The 15981-nt window shown below is 35.4% G+C and carries 12 protein-coding genes; 6 read left to right on the top strand and 6 right to left on the bottom strand.

Going from position 1 to position 15981, the window contains the following annotated elements:
• The first annotated feature begins 43 nt into the window (after window positions 1-43).
• Window positions 44-910 (top strand): glycoside hydrolase family 25 protein, encoded by an 867-nt coding sequence (locus QW060_RS01395; RefSeq protein WP_290361927.1) that lies wholly within the window; start codon window positions 44-46, stop codon window positions 908-910.
• Between the two features lie 3 nt (window positions 911-913).
• Here QW060_RS01395 and QW060_RS01400 read toward each other — a convergent pair whose 3' ends face one another.
• Entirely contained in the window at window positions 914-2011 is a 1098-nt protein-coding gene (locus QW060_RS01400; RefSeq protein WP_290361928.1) for an ABC transporter permease, read from the bottom strand.
• A 1-nt stretch (window position 2012) separates the two neighbouring features.
• Window positions 2013-4184, bottom strand: a complete 2172-nt coding sequence (locus QW060_RS01405; RefSeq protein ID WP_290361929.1) for a carboxy terminal-processing peptidase — start codon at window positions 4182-4184, stop codon at window positions 2013-2015.
• 185 nt (window positions 4185-4369) lie between these two features.
• Here QW060_RS01405 and surE point away from each other — a divergent pair, with 185 nt between their 5' ends.
• From surE to QW060_RS01430, 5 genes are all read left to right on the top strand, one after another.
• Window positions 4370-5140 carry a 5'/3'-nucleotidase SurE gene (gene surE, locus QW060_RS01410; protein ID WP_290361930.1) on the top strand — a complete coding sequence of 257 codons (771 nt, stop codon included), beginning with the start codon at window positions 4370-4372 and terminating at the stop codon, window positions 5138-5140.
• A gap of 1 nt (window position 5141) precedes the next feature.
• Window positions 5142-5414 carry a hypothetical protein gene (locus QW060_RS01415; protein ID WP_290361931.1) on the top strand — a complete coding sequence of 91 codons (273 nt, stop codon included), beginning with the start codon at window positions 5142-5144 and terminating at the stop codon, window positions 5412-5414.
• Between the two features lies 1 nt (window position 5415).
• Window positions 5416-6540 (top strand): lipid-A-disaccharide synthase, encoded by a 1125-nt coding sequence (gene lpxB / locus QW060_RS01420; protein ID WP_290361932.1) that lies wholly within the window; start codon window positions 5416-5418, stop codon window positions 6538-6540.
• Between the two features lie 64 nt (window positions 6541-6604).
• Window positions 6605-7252: a C40 family peptidase gene (locus tag QW060_RS01425; RefSeq protein ID WP_290361933.1), complete on the top strand. Its 648-nt coding sequence runs from the start codon at window positions 6605-6607 to the stop codon at window positions 7250-7252.
• A 44-nt stretch (window positions 7253-7296) separates the two neighbouring features.
• Window positions 7297-9291: a ComEC/Rec2 family competence protein gene (locus QW060_RS01430; protein WP_290361934.1), complete on the top strand. Its 1995-nt coding sequence runs from the start codon at window positions 7297-7299 to the stop codon at window positions 9289-9291.
• A gap of 5 nt (window positions 9292-9296) precedes the next feature.
• Here QW060_RS01430 and QW060_RS01435 read toward each other — a convergent pair whose 3' ends face one another.
• The 4 genes from QW060_RS01435 to QW060_RS01450 form a co-directional block, all read right to left on the bottom strand.
• Window positions 9297-9752 (bottom strand): thioredoxin family protein, encoded by a 456-nt coding sequence (locus tag QW060_RS01435; protein WP_290361935.1) that lies wholly within the window; start codon window positions 9750-9752, stop codon window positions 9297-9299.
• 79 nt (window positions 9753-9831) lie between these two features.
• Window positions 9832-11934, bottom strand: coding sequence for a peptide MFS transporter (locus QW060_RS01440; RefSeq protein ID WP_290361936.1), 2103 nt, complete (start codon window positions 11932-11934; stop codon window positions 9832-9834).
• Window positions 11935-11960: 26 nt separating this feature from the next.
• The gene (locus tag QW060_RS01445) at window positions 11961-13454 is read right to left on the bottom strand and encodes a peptide MFS transporter (RefSeq protein WP_290361937.1); all 1494 of its coding nucleotides are present in this window, start codon (window positions 13452-13454) and stop codon (window positions 11961-11963) included.
• 151 nt (window positions 13455-13605) lie between these two features.
• On the bottom strand, window positions 13606-15774 hold the full coding sequence (locus tag QW060_RS01450) for a S9 family peptidase (RefSeq protein ID WP_290361938.1): 2169 nt from the start codon (window positions 15772-15774) through the stop codon (window positions 13606-13608).
• Window positions 15775-15981 lie beyond the last annotated feature (207 nt).

Below are 15981 nucleotides of genomic sequence, written 5' to 3' on the forward strand. Positions count from 1 at the left end.
TTTTATCGCTGAATAATAAGTAAGTTTGATTTAAATTTATTATATGAAAGGCAAAAAAAGCATACCTAAAAAAACACGGAAATATCAGCGAAAAAAAACAAGGCGTATTTCAGTCAAATACCGCTGGTATGTATTATTTGCCATATTGTGTATCCTTACCGCTGCGTGTTTTCATTATAGAGAAGGCATTCGCTATTATGTAAAAACTGCCTATAATAAAATATTTGCTCCTGAAATAGCAGAAGATAATAAAGTTACATTACAAGACATTCGTAATATAGAAGTCTTTAAGAGACATGATAAAATGTTGTTTGGATTCGATGTTTCTCATTATCAAAAAGAGATACAATGGCATACCATTGATTCCATTTACAAAGATTTTCCGTTAGATTTTGTGTTTATTCGCGCTACTATGGGAGCAGATGGATACGACAAGACTTTTTCCTACAACTGGAAAAAAGCAAAAAGCAGACTGCTCATTCGTGGAGCCTATCATTATTACAGACCTGATGAAAACAGTGTGTTGCAGGCTCAGAATTTTATAAACAATGTGCATTTAGAACCCGGAGATTTTATTCCGGTTTTAGATATTGAAGAACTTCCCAAAGAACAATCGGTTGCCAACTTAAAAGTAGGTTTAAAAAAATGGCTTTCAATAGTGGAAGAGCATTATAAAGCAAAACCGATCATTTATTCAGGAGAACATTTTTACAACAAATATTTAAAAGAAGATTTTAGCGATTATCCGGTCTGGATCGCCAATTATAACTTTTTTGTAGAAAATATAAAAGAAGAATGGCACTTTTGGCAATTTTCTGATAAAGGAAGTCTTTCAGGCATTGAAACAAAAATAGATCTCAATATTTTTCAGGGCAGCCGGTATGACATTAAAAAATACGTACTCCAATAAAAACTATTTACTCTTAACGTCAAGCGCATCGCGTAAAGCGTTACCAATCATCATAAAGGAAACCACCAAAAGCAGCATGGCAATTCCGGGTATCAATGCCAGATATGCTTTTCCAAGAATGATATAATTATAGTGATCTTTGATCATACCTCCCCAGCTTGGAATAGGAACCTGAGCGCCTAACCCGAGAAAACTTAGACCACTTTCTACAAGAATAGCCGAAGCAAAATTAGCTGCAGAAATCACAATCACTGGCGCCAGACTGTTAGGTAATATATGCTTAAAAATGATTCTGTTATTGGAATATCCCAAAGCTTTGGCAGCGGTTATATACTGCATTTGTTTGATACTGATCACCTGACCTCTGATCACGCGCGCTACTTCAACCCACATAGTCAGCCCAACAGCTATAAACACCTGCCAGAAACCTTTGCCAAGAGCCAGAGTAATAGCAATAACCAGTAACAGTGTAGGGATAGACCAGATGACATTAATCAGCCATAAAATAAAGTGATCGACTTTACCGCCGTAATAACCTGCTATGCCTCCCAATGTTATGCCTACTACAAGAGAGATGAATACAGCGACAAAACCAATGGAAAGAGAAACACGTGAACCGATAATCAAACGGCTGAGGTAATCTCTACCCTGATTATCAGTGCCCAGATAGAACTTTTTTGTAAAAATATAGCTGTCATTTATCTCATTTGCCGGAACAGAGCCAAAAGCGCTGACAGGCAATGCTTTTGTCTGGGCAAGTGAAGCATCGGCATTATATTCTTTGTAAAATAAAGTATCATTCTTTATATAATGCTCTAAGACAGGAATATGTATTTCTGCTATTTCTTTTCCGGTAAGCCAGTCCCATGCAGAAGTGTGGGCTGTACCGGATAATCTTATCATATCTACAGTAAAACCGGGAGGTTTTGTACTGATAGAAATATCTCCGTTATTCGCGTTTTTGGTATTGTCAGGAGCCAGTATATACGCAAAAACAGCTACAAAAGTAAGCAGTACTATAAACCAAAAACTCAAAACGCCCCAGTAATTTTTTTTAAATTTCCGGAGCGCAATTTGATTATGAGATAGCTGTTGTGGCATCTTATTTTTTAGAAGTAATTTCCTGTAAAACATTTACAGCCTCTTCTACATATACATCATTATTCAAGCCTTCATGCCAACGATCTCTTTTTCTTTTAAGAATGGAGTCATTTGCAAAAAGCGCTTCTTCATAAGGAAGAGAGGTGAATTTAAGACTGTTTTTGTAATCTTTCAGAGCTTTGAATTTTTTTGCTTTTTCTTCAATCTCCTTAGATTTTTTAGTAAAATCGTTATAATTCAGCGAAAATACATTTTCATCTTTTCTTTGACTGATCCATTGTGCATTTTCATCAATCAGTCTGAACTGACTATTATTTAAAACACGTTTGTTACTGTTTTCAATAACTTTTTTGAAATTGTTTGCCAACGGTTTGTAGTTTGCTTTTTCAATCTTATCCCATGGCATTGCATTTTCTCGGTCACGTTCACCTGTATCGATATGGGAGAAACGATCCGGTAACACAATATCGCTTTCAACTCCTTTCAATTGTGTAGAACCTCCATTTACTCTGTAAAATTTCTGAGAAGTAAATTTAATAGCTCCCAAATCCACATTATCAAGTTTCAGTAAAGAATTTAAATCAAACATATTCTGAACAGTACCTTTACCGAAAGAATGTTTGGATCCCAAAATTAAACCACGGTTATAATCCTGAATTGCAGCGGCAAAAATTTCAGAAGCTGAGGCAGAATAATTGTTGATTAATACCACAAGCGGTCCGTCCCACTGTACTTTCTGATCTTTATCAAATAAAACATTTCGCGCTCCTTTTTGAGATTTAACCTGAACAACAGGACCTTGCTCTATGAAAAGCCCTACCATATCCACAACAGTCTGCAAAGAACCACCTCCGTTATTTCTTAAATCCATTATAATGCCTTTTACATTCTGCTGTTTCAGATATTCAATTTCTTTTGCTACATCAGTAAAAGCATTTCTGTTGTCTTTCGTTTCAAAATCAATATAAAACTTAGGTAACTGAATCATTCCATATTTTCCGTCTTTCGTATCAATAATAACAGATTTTGCATAAGTTTCTTCTAATTCAAACTTATCGCGCATTATAGAAATGACCTTGATAGTTCCGTCAACTTTTTTAACTGTTAATCGTACCTCAGTATTCTTTTTACCTTTAATCATTTTTACTACATTCTCCAGACGCATACCGGCAATATCAACTGGTTCTTCATTACCCTGAGCTACTTTCATAATTACATCTCCGTTTTCAAGCTCTTTACCTTTCCATGCAGGTCCTCCGGGAATGATTTCGGTAATTTCAGTATAATCATTTTTCTTACGCAGTTGAGCACCGATTCCTTCCATGGAACCAGACATACTAACATCAAATTTTTCTTTGTCTTCAGGTGCAAAATATGAAGTATGCGGATCAAATTGCTCTAAAATACTATTGATATAGATACTTAACCATTCAGTTCTGCTGATTTCTTCAATCGCTTCAAAGTACTCATTCAATGATTTTAACGTACTTTCACGGGCTTCTTTCTCAAGTTCCTGCATTGATTTCTTTTCAACAGGTTCTTTTTTTACCGTCTTTTTTTCTGTGATTTTAATTTCCTCATTCGGTTCTTCAAAACTTTCTTCTTCAACATCCTGTCCTTCCTGCAGTTTTATTTTATCTTCAATGTTAGACAATACATTTAATTTCAGCTGTTTTCTCCAACGTTCTTTCAGGGCAGCTTCATCTTTAGCAAAAGGCATTTTGTCGAAATCCGTATTGATTTCCTCTTTCACGTTGAAATCAAAAGGCTGACTCAAAATCTCTTTATAAATAGCCTGTGATTCTTTCATTCGTTTTTGAAGAATCTGATAGCTTTTATCAAACAGATCAAAGCGTCTTGCTAAAATAAAATCATCGATTAAAAATTCATACTGATTCAGTTCATCAATATCGGTCTGCAGTAAAAATCGCTTATTCGGATCAATAGCCTTTATATATTCTTTATAGACTTTTGCGGAGAATTCATTATTGATTTCACTTGGTGCATAGTGGCCATTTTTAATTACATAGGTTAATAATTCCATTAACAGCGCTTCTTTTTCCGGATCTGCTTTTTCCTTTTTAGGCATAAAGCTCCATAACGCCGCTGAAATCGCCAAAACGATTAAAATAATTTTATAGTTTCTTTTCATAAAAAGCCAGATAGCATTCATCAATTAAATTTCATCTAAATTACTTAAAAAAATCAGTACAAAAATTTAATCTGCCAATAAAGTTTTGTTAAACCAATTTTTTGCAAAGTACGTTTATACACAGGTATTAACAATACTTTCGGAAAAAATATTCAGAGGGTATTCTCAATATTTTAGTACTTTTACGAAAGTATAAAAAAACATTGATGAAAAAAAGACCTTTGATTTTAGTTACAAACGATGATGGAATCACAGCTCCGGGTATGCGGGCATTGATCGATGTAATGAAACAAATCGGCGAAGTCGTAGTAGTAGCGCCTGATAGTCCGCAATCGGGTATGGGGCATGCCATTACTGTAAATAATACTCTTTTTTTAGAAAAAGTAACCATAGATCCGACACTGGATCAGGAGTACAGTTGTTCAGGTACACCTGTAGATTGTGTCAAAATAGCGATCGATCAGATTCTCAAGAAAAAACCGGATATCTGTGTATCGGGTATCAATCACGGTCTGAACTCTTCTACAAATGTTATCTATTCGGGTACCATGTCTGCGGCTTTAGAAGCAGGGATGAGCGGAGTGGTAGCAATTGGTTTTTCGCTAAACGATTTTAGCTGGAATGCCAATTTTGAAGAAATAAAAACCTTTGTAAAGCAAATAACAGAGGAAACACTAAAACAGGGATTGCCGGAAGGTGTGATACTCAATGTTAATTTTCCGAAGCTCAAAAAAAACGAAATAAAAGGAATAAAAATCTGCCGTCAGGCAAATGCAACCTGGGTAGAAAAATTTGATCAGCGAACGAATCCGCACGGAAAAAAATACTATTGGCTTACAGGTACATTTGTAAACCATGACAAAGGAGAAGATACTGATGAATGGGCTCTTGCCAACGGATACATTTCTATTGTACCGGTTCAGTATGATTTAACGGCATATCATGCCATGCAACAATTAAATAATTGGGATTTATAATATGAAAATAGGACAGTTTTTGCTGGGATTGCTCATCGGTTTTGTAGTAACTCTGATTGGTGGTTGTTTATATGTGGAGTTGGTTACCAGTTTTTCCTTTTTTAAGGATATGAGCTTTCTGATAAAGTCAGACTTGGGAGGTAAAGTAATCGCTATCGGAAGTTTGCTGAACATCGCGGTTGTATATCTTCTCCTGAATAAATCATACTATGATGTAGTAAAAGGAGTGTTGACAGCATTAATTTTATTAGTGGTAATATCTCAAATTATTTAAAATGAAGTATTATATCATTGCAGGAGAGGCATCGGGAGATCTTCACGGATCAAATCTTATGAAAGCACTATACAGACAGGAGCCTGAAGCACAGGTTCGGTTTTGGGGTGGTGATCTTATGCAGCAGACCGGAGGTACTCTGGTAAAGCATTATAAAGAACTTGCTTTTATGGGATTTGCGGAAGTAGTGATGAATCTGACTACCATTCTAAAAAATATTGCTTTTTGTAAAGAGGATATTCTGAAATTTCAACCCGACGTCATTATTTTTATTGACTATCCGGGTTTTAATATGAGAATTGCTAAATGGGCAAAACAAAAAGAATTTGATACCCATTATTATATTTCTCCGCAAATCTGGGCTTGGAAAGAAAATCGTATCAAAGCAATAAAACGCGATGTAAACCACATGTATGTAATATTGCCGTTTGAAAAAGATTTTTATGAAGAGAAGCATCATTTTCCGGTACACTTTGTAGGGCATCCGCTGATAGACGCTATTGAAGAATTCAGATTGCGTGATCAGGAAGACTTTCATGCCAAACATGGATTAGATCCCCGTCCGCTAATCGCTTTGTTGCCAGGGAGCAGAAAACAGGAGATTACAAGATTATTAACAGAAATGCTTGCTGTAGTAGATGATTTTCCTGACTATCAGTTTATCATCGCAGGAGCTCCAAGTCTTGAGTATGACTTTTATAAGCCTTTTATAAAGCAGGAAAATGTAAAATTTGTTTCCAATGAAACCTATTCGCTGCTCAATCATTCGCATGCAGCAATTGTTACATCAGGTACTGCAACACTTGAAACCGCTCTGTTCAAAGTGCCTGAGGTTGTCGTGTACAAGGCCAATAATATATCCTATCAGATTGCAAAACGTGTCATCAATCTCAAATATATATCGCTTGTAAATCTGATTATGGATGAACCGGTTGTCACAGAACTGATACAGAAAGACTGCAATAAAAAAAGAATAAAAGAAGAATTAAATAAAGTTATCAACATTTCTTCACGTGCCAAAATCCTGTCTGATTACCGTAGATTAGAGGAAAAGTTAGGTGGAGGAGGTGCAAGTGATGCAGTTGTTAACACAATTAAGGAAAATTTAAGTTTTGATAAAAGATAAATTCTTATATATTTGTAAAACAACAAATCAGAATAGAGAATATCCCTTAAATAATATAATATCAATGAAGGCCATTACACTAACTTTTCTTGCAGCCATTTCGTTTTTTACGACGAACGAAATTACAGCACAAGTGAAAAAGTCTAATGTAGTTTATAAAACTTCAAAAAAGACAGCCACCAAAAATCAAGCTAAAAATTCAGCTACCGACTCCAAAGAAATTACCATTGCAGAAATCAACGCCCGTATGAATGCTATCGATGAAGAAGCTCAGATGGTAGCAACTGCAAAAGACTCCAAACCCAAGAAATATTGTTATCTTACAGAACAGCTGGTAAACGTGGCAAACGATTATCAGGGTACAAGATATGTATGGGGAGGTATGAGCCGAAGCGGTATGGATTGTTCCGGTTTTGTAAAAACAGCTTTTGAACAATTTAATATTACTTTGCCAAGAACTTCTCGAGAAATGGCTTCTTTAGGAAAAAAAGTGACCAAAGCAAATGCACAGACCGGAGATCTTATTTTCTTCAGAAACGGAGGCAAAAAAGTGATTAATCATGTCGGAATCGTTATTGAGGCAACAGAAGATGAAATCAAATTTATCCATTCTTCTACTTCTCAGGGCGTGATTATATCCTCAACAAAAGAACCTTATTATTCAAAAGGATTTGCTCAGATTAACAGAGTTTACGAGCAGCAAATTTTATAAGAGTTAATTATTGAAATTCGCATCTGTTTGATTATCTTTATTTTATGATGAAGGTAATGAAACATCCAATGATTCCCATTACATTCTTTTATGTTAATGGGATTTTTTTGTCTGACTATTTTTCAATAAGATTTCAGACCATTTTCTGGGTGATTCCTTTAACTGCTCTTATTTTATTATTTTTATTTTTCCACACTCTTTTAAATAACAATGTGCGCAATGAGGCAGCAAGATTTTTTTCATGGCTTTTTGTGGCACTCTTTTTTATTCTTGCCGGCATTTCTTCGTACTCATTCACAAACAGGCAGGATAAGCCGGTATATGAGGTTTCACGATTTTATAGTATTACAGTAGAAGAGCAGCTAAAACCCAATAGTTCCCAAAACAGATATTATGGAACCCTTATTCAAGACAATAAAAAGCACCGTGTACTCATATATCAGTCTGTCAAAGATTCCATTTGGCAGACAGGACAAACTTTTATTTCGTATGTCGCCGTAAAGCCAATCCATACAGCCAAAAATCCGTATCAGTTTAATTATGCTGCTTATTTATCCAAAAAAAATATTTACGGACAAATAAAGGTAGACAGTGTTTATAAAATACTACCACCGCAAAAAGATTTTTATCATTATGTAGCCTTTGTAAGAGAACAGCTCAAAGAAAGCTTTGACCTGCACGCGTATGATCAAGAAGTACGCGGAATCATTTATGCCTTATTATTTGGGCAGCGTCAGGATATGAGCGAGACCGTTGAAAAAAATTATCGAGACGCCGGAGTAGTTCACGTCTTATCTGTTTCAGGGCTGCATATAGGATTATTATATTATGTCCTTAATTTTATATTAGGGCTTGGAATACGAAACAGAAATTATCGTTTTTTAGGCGTCGTAAGTTTTCTGATATTTTTTGCTTTTTTATCCGGTTTAAGCGGACCCGTAGTACGGTCTGTAGTTATGTTTTCGCTGGTCGGTTTCGGAAGTATGCTTAGAAAAAATACTTCCACGATCCATATTCTTATTGTTTCCATGTTCTTTATCTTACTGCTATATCCAAATTATGTGTTTGATATTGGATTTCAGTTAAGCTATATGGCCGTTTATGCCATCATTTACCTGTATCCGCTCATCAGAAAATACTTCAGGAAAGAGAATAAGTTAATCAATTTTTTTAGTGAAATGGTTGCTATTTCTTTAGTTGCACAATTAGGTGTGCTTCCTCTTTCATTATATTACTTCGGACAGTTTCCCTTATTGTTCCTGATCGGTAACCTTATTGTCGTAACCACTACTAATCTTGTGCTTTTAGGTTTGTTATTGCTTTTGGCTTTAAATTATATAAATGAATATCTTGCACGCTATCTCGGGTATGTTATAGAATATCTGATACTTTTTGGTAATAAAGTAACGGAGATGATTGCTGCCCAGCATCAGTGGATACTTACAGATATTTCTGTAAAGCTCACAGAATGTATAGTGTATATACTGCTCATTTTTAGTGTTGCATGGCTGCTAAAAAAATATACCTATAAAAAAATAATCCTGCTATTAATACTTCTCATTTCCTTACAAATCAATTATCTCATCCCGTATTTAAAAAAGGGGGTTACAGAACAATATGTATTGTATGATTACAGAAACTTTACCTATGTAGAATTGAGTTCAGATAAATATCATTTTTATACAACAGATCCTGATGTACAGCAACAGCATTATATAAAAGAATTTATAAGGGAAAAGGGTAAAAAACAGATTGTGATACATCATGTAGAGAACAGTTTTAAAAATGGAAATAAACTCTTTTTGCTTGTGGATAGTTTAGGGATTTATAAGACATCTCAAAAGGCAGATGTAATAGTTCTTATCAACAATCCGGCTGTAAATCTTGATCGGCTTATAGAATACCATCAACCCCGGCAACTGATTGTTCATCCCGGAAACAAAAAATGGAGAAAGGAAAACTGGCTTACAAGTTGTGATAAAAAAAATATCCCTTATCACGATATGCGTGAAAAGGGATATATGACATTCAATAATTGATTATTTTACAATTCAGCGGTCAACTGTTCAGCACTTCTATATCCGACAATTGATTTAGATACTTTATTATTTGCATCAATAATGACCATTGTAGGATAGCCTCTTAATGCTAAAAAACCTGCAAATTCATGCATTGCATTTCTTGTATTTTTTCTGTTTTCATCATAAGATGGGTTGGCAAACTTTTTATCGGCAAAGGTAATAGCTTCATTACCTTCTGCATTGAATTTAACCGGATTGTATTTTTTGTTGATCAATTCGGCTACCTTAGGATCCGAAAAAGTATTTTTGTCCAACATTTTACATGGACCACACCAAACTGTGTAGACATCCATGAAAATTGGTTTTTTGTTCTTTTTCTGTGCCGCGATGGCATCATTAAAGGTCATCCATTTAACCTCCTGAGCCTGTGTGGAAAAACTGATCAAAGCGATGGTCAGTAATAAAAATATTTTTTTCATATAATAGGTTTTAGTTTTTTATTTAAAAAATCCGCTTTGTGAATGTACAAAACGGATTTATATTTTCAAATAATAAATATTATTTTACACCGTGCATTAATTTTTTCAATGCCGGATGTAGTGACATGACAATAAGCCCTGCAGCAATCGGAACAATTGTAAAAATTAGGAAGAATGTAGAAAGCGAATACTGATTCGTAATATTCTCAATCTGCCCTCCCAATACAGCAGCCAGCTTATTTCCTATAGCGATAGCCAGATACCACATACCAAACATGAAGGCAATCATGCGGGCTGGTACCAGTTTAGATACGTAGGATAAGCCCACAGGGGAGAGACAGAGTTCTCCGAGTGTATGAAACAGATATGCAAATATCAGCCATACCATAGAAACTCTCACACCTTCCTGGATACCATAAGCTCCGAAAGCCAGTAATCCGAATCCGATTGCCATGATGATAAGTCCAAGTCCATATTTAAAGGCTGCAGGCGGATTGTATCTTGAATCCCATATTTTAGAAATGACAGATGCGAATGCAATGATAAAGAATGAGTTCAGAATAGAGAACCATGCTACTGTAATTTCTACCTGATTATCGCGGATTTCAGTAATCTGTGCAGTTGCAATCTGTGAATCTTTTGTGTGTGTCTGGTAATCTGAGCGAATTTTATTTTCTTTTTCAGCACTAAGGATAATAAAGTTGTCCAATTCAGGGTGTACTTTAATTTCCTGACCTACTTCATACAATGTTTTTGAACTCAGAATAACCTCACGGTCAACTATTTTATCTGTAGGGTTAGATACATAAGTTTCGGTAACCGGAGTGTAGCTGTAAACCAATTGGTTTTTATCATCCATTTTTTGTTTGCCGGTTTCTTTGTCCATAACAGGAGTTTCCACAGCTTTATATTTTACAGCATACGCATGTGAAGTCCAGTCATAATTAAGCATCCAGATAGCTGTACCCCAAACTCCCAAAAAGGTAATACCTAAAATGATGTTTGCCCATGGTGTTTTATTCCAGGTTTGTCTTGCCAGCAAAATCAGAACCCATGAAATGATTAATAATGGAATAACGGTTAATAAGGTATTAACAATATTGAAAATAAGAGCGCTGTTTCCATTCAGAATACGCTGCGTATTATCACGTGCAAATAAAACCAGAGAAGTAGCTCCCTGCTCAAATGACATCCAGAAAAAGATGGTAAAAAATGCGAAAACAATAACTGCAATCATACGATCTCTTACTACTTTTGAGTAACGCGATAAACGTGAGATTACTACGAATAAAAATACTACCAAACCGATCAGAATAGCAACAATAGATCCGTCAACTTTACCGATGGTAAGCATTTTGAATATATTGATATTGGCAATCTTTGATAAAGGATCGTTAAAAGCATATAGAAGTCCTATGATCGTACTTACAGCAATCAGTATATAATCTACTGTTGTAAAAGGATTTGGACGGTCATCTTCAGATTTAGATTCAGAAGCTAATTTTGCTGCTGCTGCTTTTTTCTCTTTAGAAGGTACTTCACCAATATTTCCAAAAATAGGTTTAGAAAGCCAAAATTGTAAAGTTCCCAATAACATGAAGATTCCGGCTAAACCAAATCCCCAGTGCCATCCTACCTTTTCAGCGAGGTAACCGCAAAGCATCATTCCAAAAAAGGCACCTGCGTTTACCCCCATATAAAAAATGGTAAATGCTCCGTCTTTTTTCTCAGGGAATGATTTGTACATTTCTGATAATATGGAAGTCATATTAGGCTTGAAGAAACCAGTTCCCAATACTAATAATCCTAAACCGATATACATAAATGATTCTCCTTCAAGTGCCATCGAAGCATGCCCAAGGGTCATAATAAATGCTCCGATAACAACTGCCCATCGGTAACCTATGTATTTATCTGCAAGAATACCACCAAAAATAGGAGTGATGTATAAAAGCATGGCGTAAGTACCGTATAAAGCTCCGGCTTGTTCAGCAGACCAACCCCAGCCAGGATTGTTTCCGATGATAGCCATTGTTAAGAAGTTAATCAATAAAACGCGCATTCCGTAGAAGGAAAATCGTTCCCACATTTCTGTAAAGAAAAGAACGAATAAACCAGACGGATGCCCAAGTACTTTCGATTTAAAAAAATCTGGATTGGTAGTAGTTACTTCTGCTGCCATTATAAGAATTTTGAGTTAATAGTTTTTTATTTTACTTCCTGCATTAGTTTTCTAATGAATGGAGAAATAACAATGATTAAAATACCGGTTCCTAAAGCATATAATGCCAATTGTTGATAACCGTTGGTATAAGAAATAAGCTTGTCAAGTAAAGAAGCATCTGCATTTGGTGATGACATTCCGGCACCGATCAAACCAGCTACATATTGCCCGTATGCACTTGCCAAAAACCATAATCCCATCATCATACCTGCTAAGTTTTTAGGGGATAATTTGGTAATCATGGAAAGGCCGATAGGCGATAAACAAAGCTCACCCAATGTTACAGCCAGATAAGCAACCGTAAAAATTTCAAGTGATGTAATTCCCTGTTCGTTTGCGAAAAAACGCGTTGAAAAGAAAATATAGTAAGCAAGTCCTAATAGTAAAAATCCCAACCCGAATTTGATTACTGTATTCGGTTCTTTTCCTCTTCGAGCCAAAGCAATCCATAAAATTCCGATTAAAGGCGCAAAAATGATGACAAATAAAGAATTGGCACTGTTGTTTACAATGTTAGGATCTATTCCGATACCTAATAAACTCGCCTGTAAATTATTGTTGGCAAACAATGCTAAAGAACCTCCTGCCTGTTCAAAAAAAGCAAAAAAGATAATGGAAAAGAAAATAAGAATCAGAGCAGCAATGAGCTTGTTTCTCGACGCTTTTTCTTTTTGTTTTGCAAGCTGTATAAAAAAGTAAATCAGAGCTACCGGCCCAATCACATACATGAAAATATCAGTGTATTGTGTGTTGCGGATCATGATAAAAATAAGTGGAATAGAAATCAGGGCTCCTATATATACAGCTGCTTCGCGCATGCGTTTTTTTGTTTCCGGCATATGCGCAATCGGACTGTTTCCGATAGGTCCCAGATATTTTTTTGTAAACAGAAACATTACCAAACCGATCACCATCACAACAGCCGCTGCCAAAAAGGCCAAACTCCAGGAATGACTTTTTCCAAGATATACACAAAGGGCTCCTCCTAAAAGAGCTCCTACATTGATACCAGAGTAAAATAAACTGAATCCGGCATCCCTTCTCGGGTCACCTTCTTTATAAAGATCTCCTACCATAGAAGAAATATTCGGTTTGAAAAATCCGGTACCGATAATGGTTAAAGCAATACCGAAATAAAAGAAATCATGCGGATTTGCAGCAATCAATCCATTTCCGAGAATCATCATGAGTGCCCCGAAAGTCAGTGATTTTTTAAATCCAAGTATTCTGTCTGCAAAAATACCTCCGATAAAAGTAAAAGCATATACAAAAGCCTGAATGGCTCCGTATTTCAAATTGGCATCTTTCTCCGTTAATAACAATTGGTCTACCATAAAGATGGCTAAGACACCACGCATTCCGTAAAAACAAAAGCGTTCCCACATTTCTACCATAAATAAATACCATAATTGTTTCGGGTATTTACCTTCAAAATTTTGAATGGCTTCCAGCTGTGGGTCAATAATTGTATTGCTCATATAAAACGTTATTTTAAGAATTGCCGAAAAAGCACAAGGCTTAAAATTTCAACAATCTTCAAATGTATAAAAAATATTAAAAAAAACAGATATTTAAATGTACGATTGAAGGTTTTAACAATCGTGCAATTATTTTACTCAAAAAATGAGTTTATAATTTTTCTTTCAAATAATTGGTCATTTTGTTATAAAGCTGTAATCGTGTCTTTCCTCCATAAATACCGTGATTTTTGTCAGGATAAATCAGCCAGTCAAAATCTTTGTTCAGGCGTACTAATTCATCGATAAGTACCATAGCATTCTGTACGTGCACATTGTCATCGGCAGTACCGTGTATCAGTAAGAAATTTCCTTTGAGTTTTCCTGCATGTGTAATAGGTGAATTCTGGTCATATCCTGAAGCATTTTCCTGTGGAGTGGTCATAAACCGCTCTGTATAAACAGAGTCATAAAAACGCCATGAAGTTACTGGGGCTACTGCAATGGCAGTTTTAAACACATCGCGCCCCTGAAATAAACAGTTTGAAGACATAAAGCCTCCGAAACTCCATCCCCAGATTCCAATTCTGTCTGCATCGATAAATGATTTTTTTGCCATTTCTTTTGCCACATATATCTGATCGGAAACCTCATATTTTCCCAGTTCTAATTGGGTTACTTTTTTAAAGGCAGCTCCCTTAAAACCGGTACCTCGCCCGTCTACACACATGACAATATAACCTTCCTGAGTAAGGAGTGCATGCCAGTAATCATTACTTGTCCACCATTTATCAGCTACTTCCTGTGAGCCCGGACCTGAATACTGATACATCAATAACGGATATTTTTTATCGGGATCAAAATTTGCAGGCTTTACTATCCAGGCATTAAGGGTTTCATTATGCTCGTTCTTAATTTCAAAAAACTCTTTTTTGGGCAAATTATAAGAAGCTAACTTTTGTTCTGTTTTTTGATTGTCTTTAATGGTTTTTATAAGTTTTCCCGTTTTTGTTTCATGCAGTGTAAACATAGGAGCGTGAATGCTGGAAGAAAACTGATTGATAAAATAAGCATAGTCTGTACTAAAAGTTGCTGCATTCGTTCCCTCTTTTTCAGTAAGACGTTTTTTGTTCTTACCATCTAACCCGATTGCGTATATTGCTCTTTTGATAGAACCGTTTTCAGTTGACTGATAATAAAGGGTTTTGTTTTTTTCATTGTATCCGTAATAATCGGTTACCTCCCAGTTTCCTTTTGTAATCTGCTGGCGTAATTTTCCCGAAAGATCGTAATGATAGATATGGTTAAAGCCATCTTTTTCACTTGTCCATATAAAACTGTTATCATTCAAAAATGTCAGATAATCTGTAACATCTACATAGGCTTTATCTTTTTCGTTTAAAACTACTCTTGAGGTGTTTTTAGCTGCATCTACCAGAACAATATCCAGATTATTCTGGTGTCTGTTGAGTACCTGAGCGCTCAAAAGAGAGGGGTCGTGCGTCCACTTTATTCTCGGAATATAAAAATCATTGTATGTAAGCGAAACATCTGTAGTTTTTTTAGCGTTCAGATCATAGATATGAAGAGAGACAAGAGCATTTTTTTCTCCTGCTTTAGGATATTTGAATACTTGCTGAGTCGGATACAAATCTCTCCCGTAGATGTCCATAGAAAACTCAGGAACCTCTGCTTCATCAAATTTAATATACGCTATTTTAGTTCCGTCAGCATTCCATTCATAAGCGCGTACAAAAGAAAATTCTTCTTCATATACCCAATCGGTAATACCGTTGATGATCTTATTTTTAACGCCATCATCAGTTATAGCTTCACTTTTTTGGGTGTTGAGATCATATACATAGATATTATTGTCCTTTACATACGAAATCTTGGAACCGTCTGCATTAAACTGAGGCTCCTGTACTTCTTTGTCACTTAATTGTGTGAGAGAATTCTGTTTAATATCATAAATATAATATACCGAAGTAAAGGAATGTCTGTAAATAGGGGAGTAATTCGTAGCCAAAAGAATTTTATCTTCTTTAGGGCTGAATTCATAACTACTTATCTGTTTAAGAGCTGGAAAGTTTTTACTGTTCAGCAGGTTTTTATTTTTTTCTAAAGTAGCAAAATCATATAAATCAATCTGAAATGTTTTAGAAGCATAGTCATAATCTAAAACGGTATATTGATTGGTTGTTTTCATAGCCGTTAGGGCAGTCATGCTTTCGGTATAAAATGTACCGTCCCAGATTTCTTCCAGTTTTAGTTTCTTCTGAGCCTGTAAGGTGAAATTAGCAGCGACTAAAAACACCAGCTGTACCATTATTTTTTTCATTATATAGATGTTCTAAAATAGTTTATCAGGCAAAATAAACGTTTTTTTTGAAGGAGTAAATTATTTTAGAATAAAAATTTATAGGTTTTCATAATATAAAGAATTGGAAAGTACATTTAATTGCATATTATTCCTGTCAAAACACAGGTAGCTATGATCTTGTTTTTAACTTGACTTATAAATATAAAAGCAGTAACTTTTGTACTT

This window comes from Paenimyroides ceti (assembly GCF_030409925.1).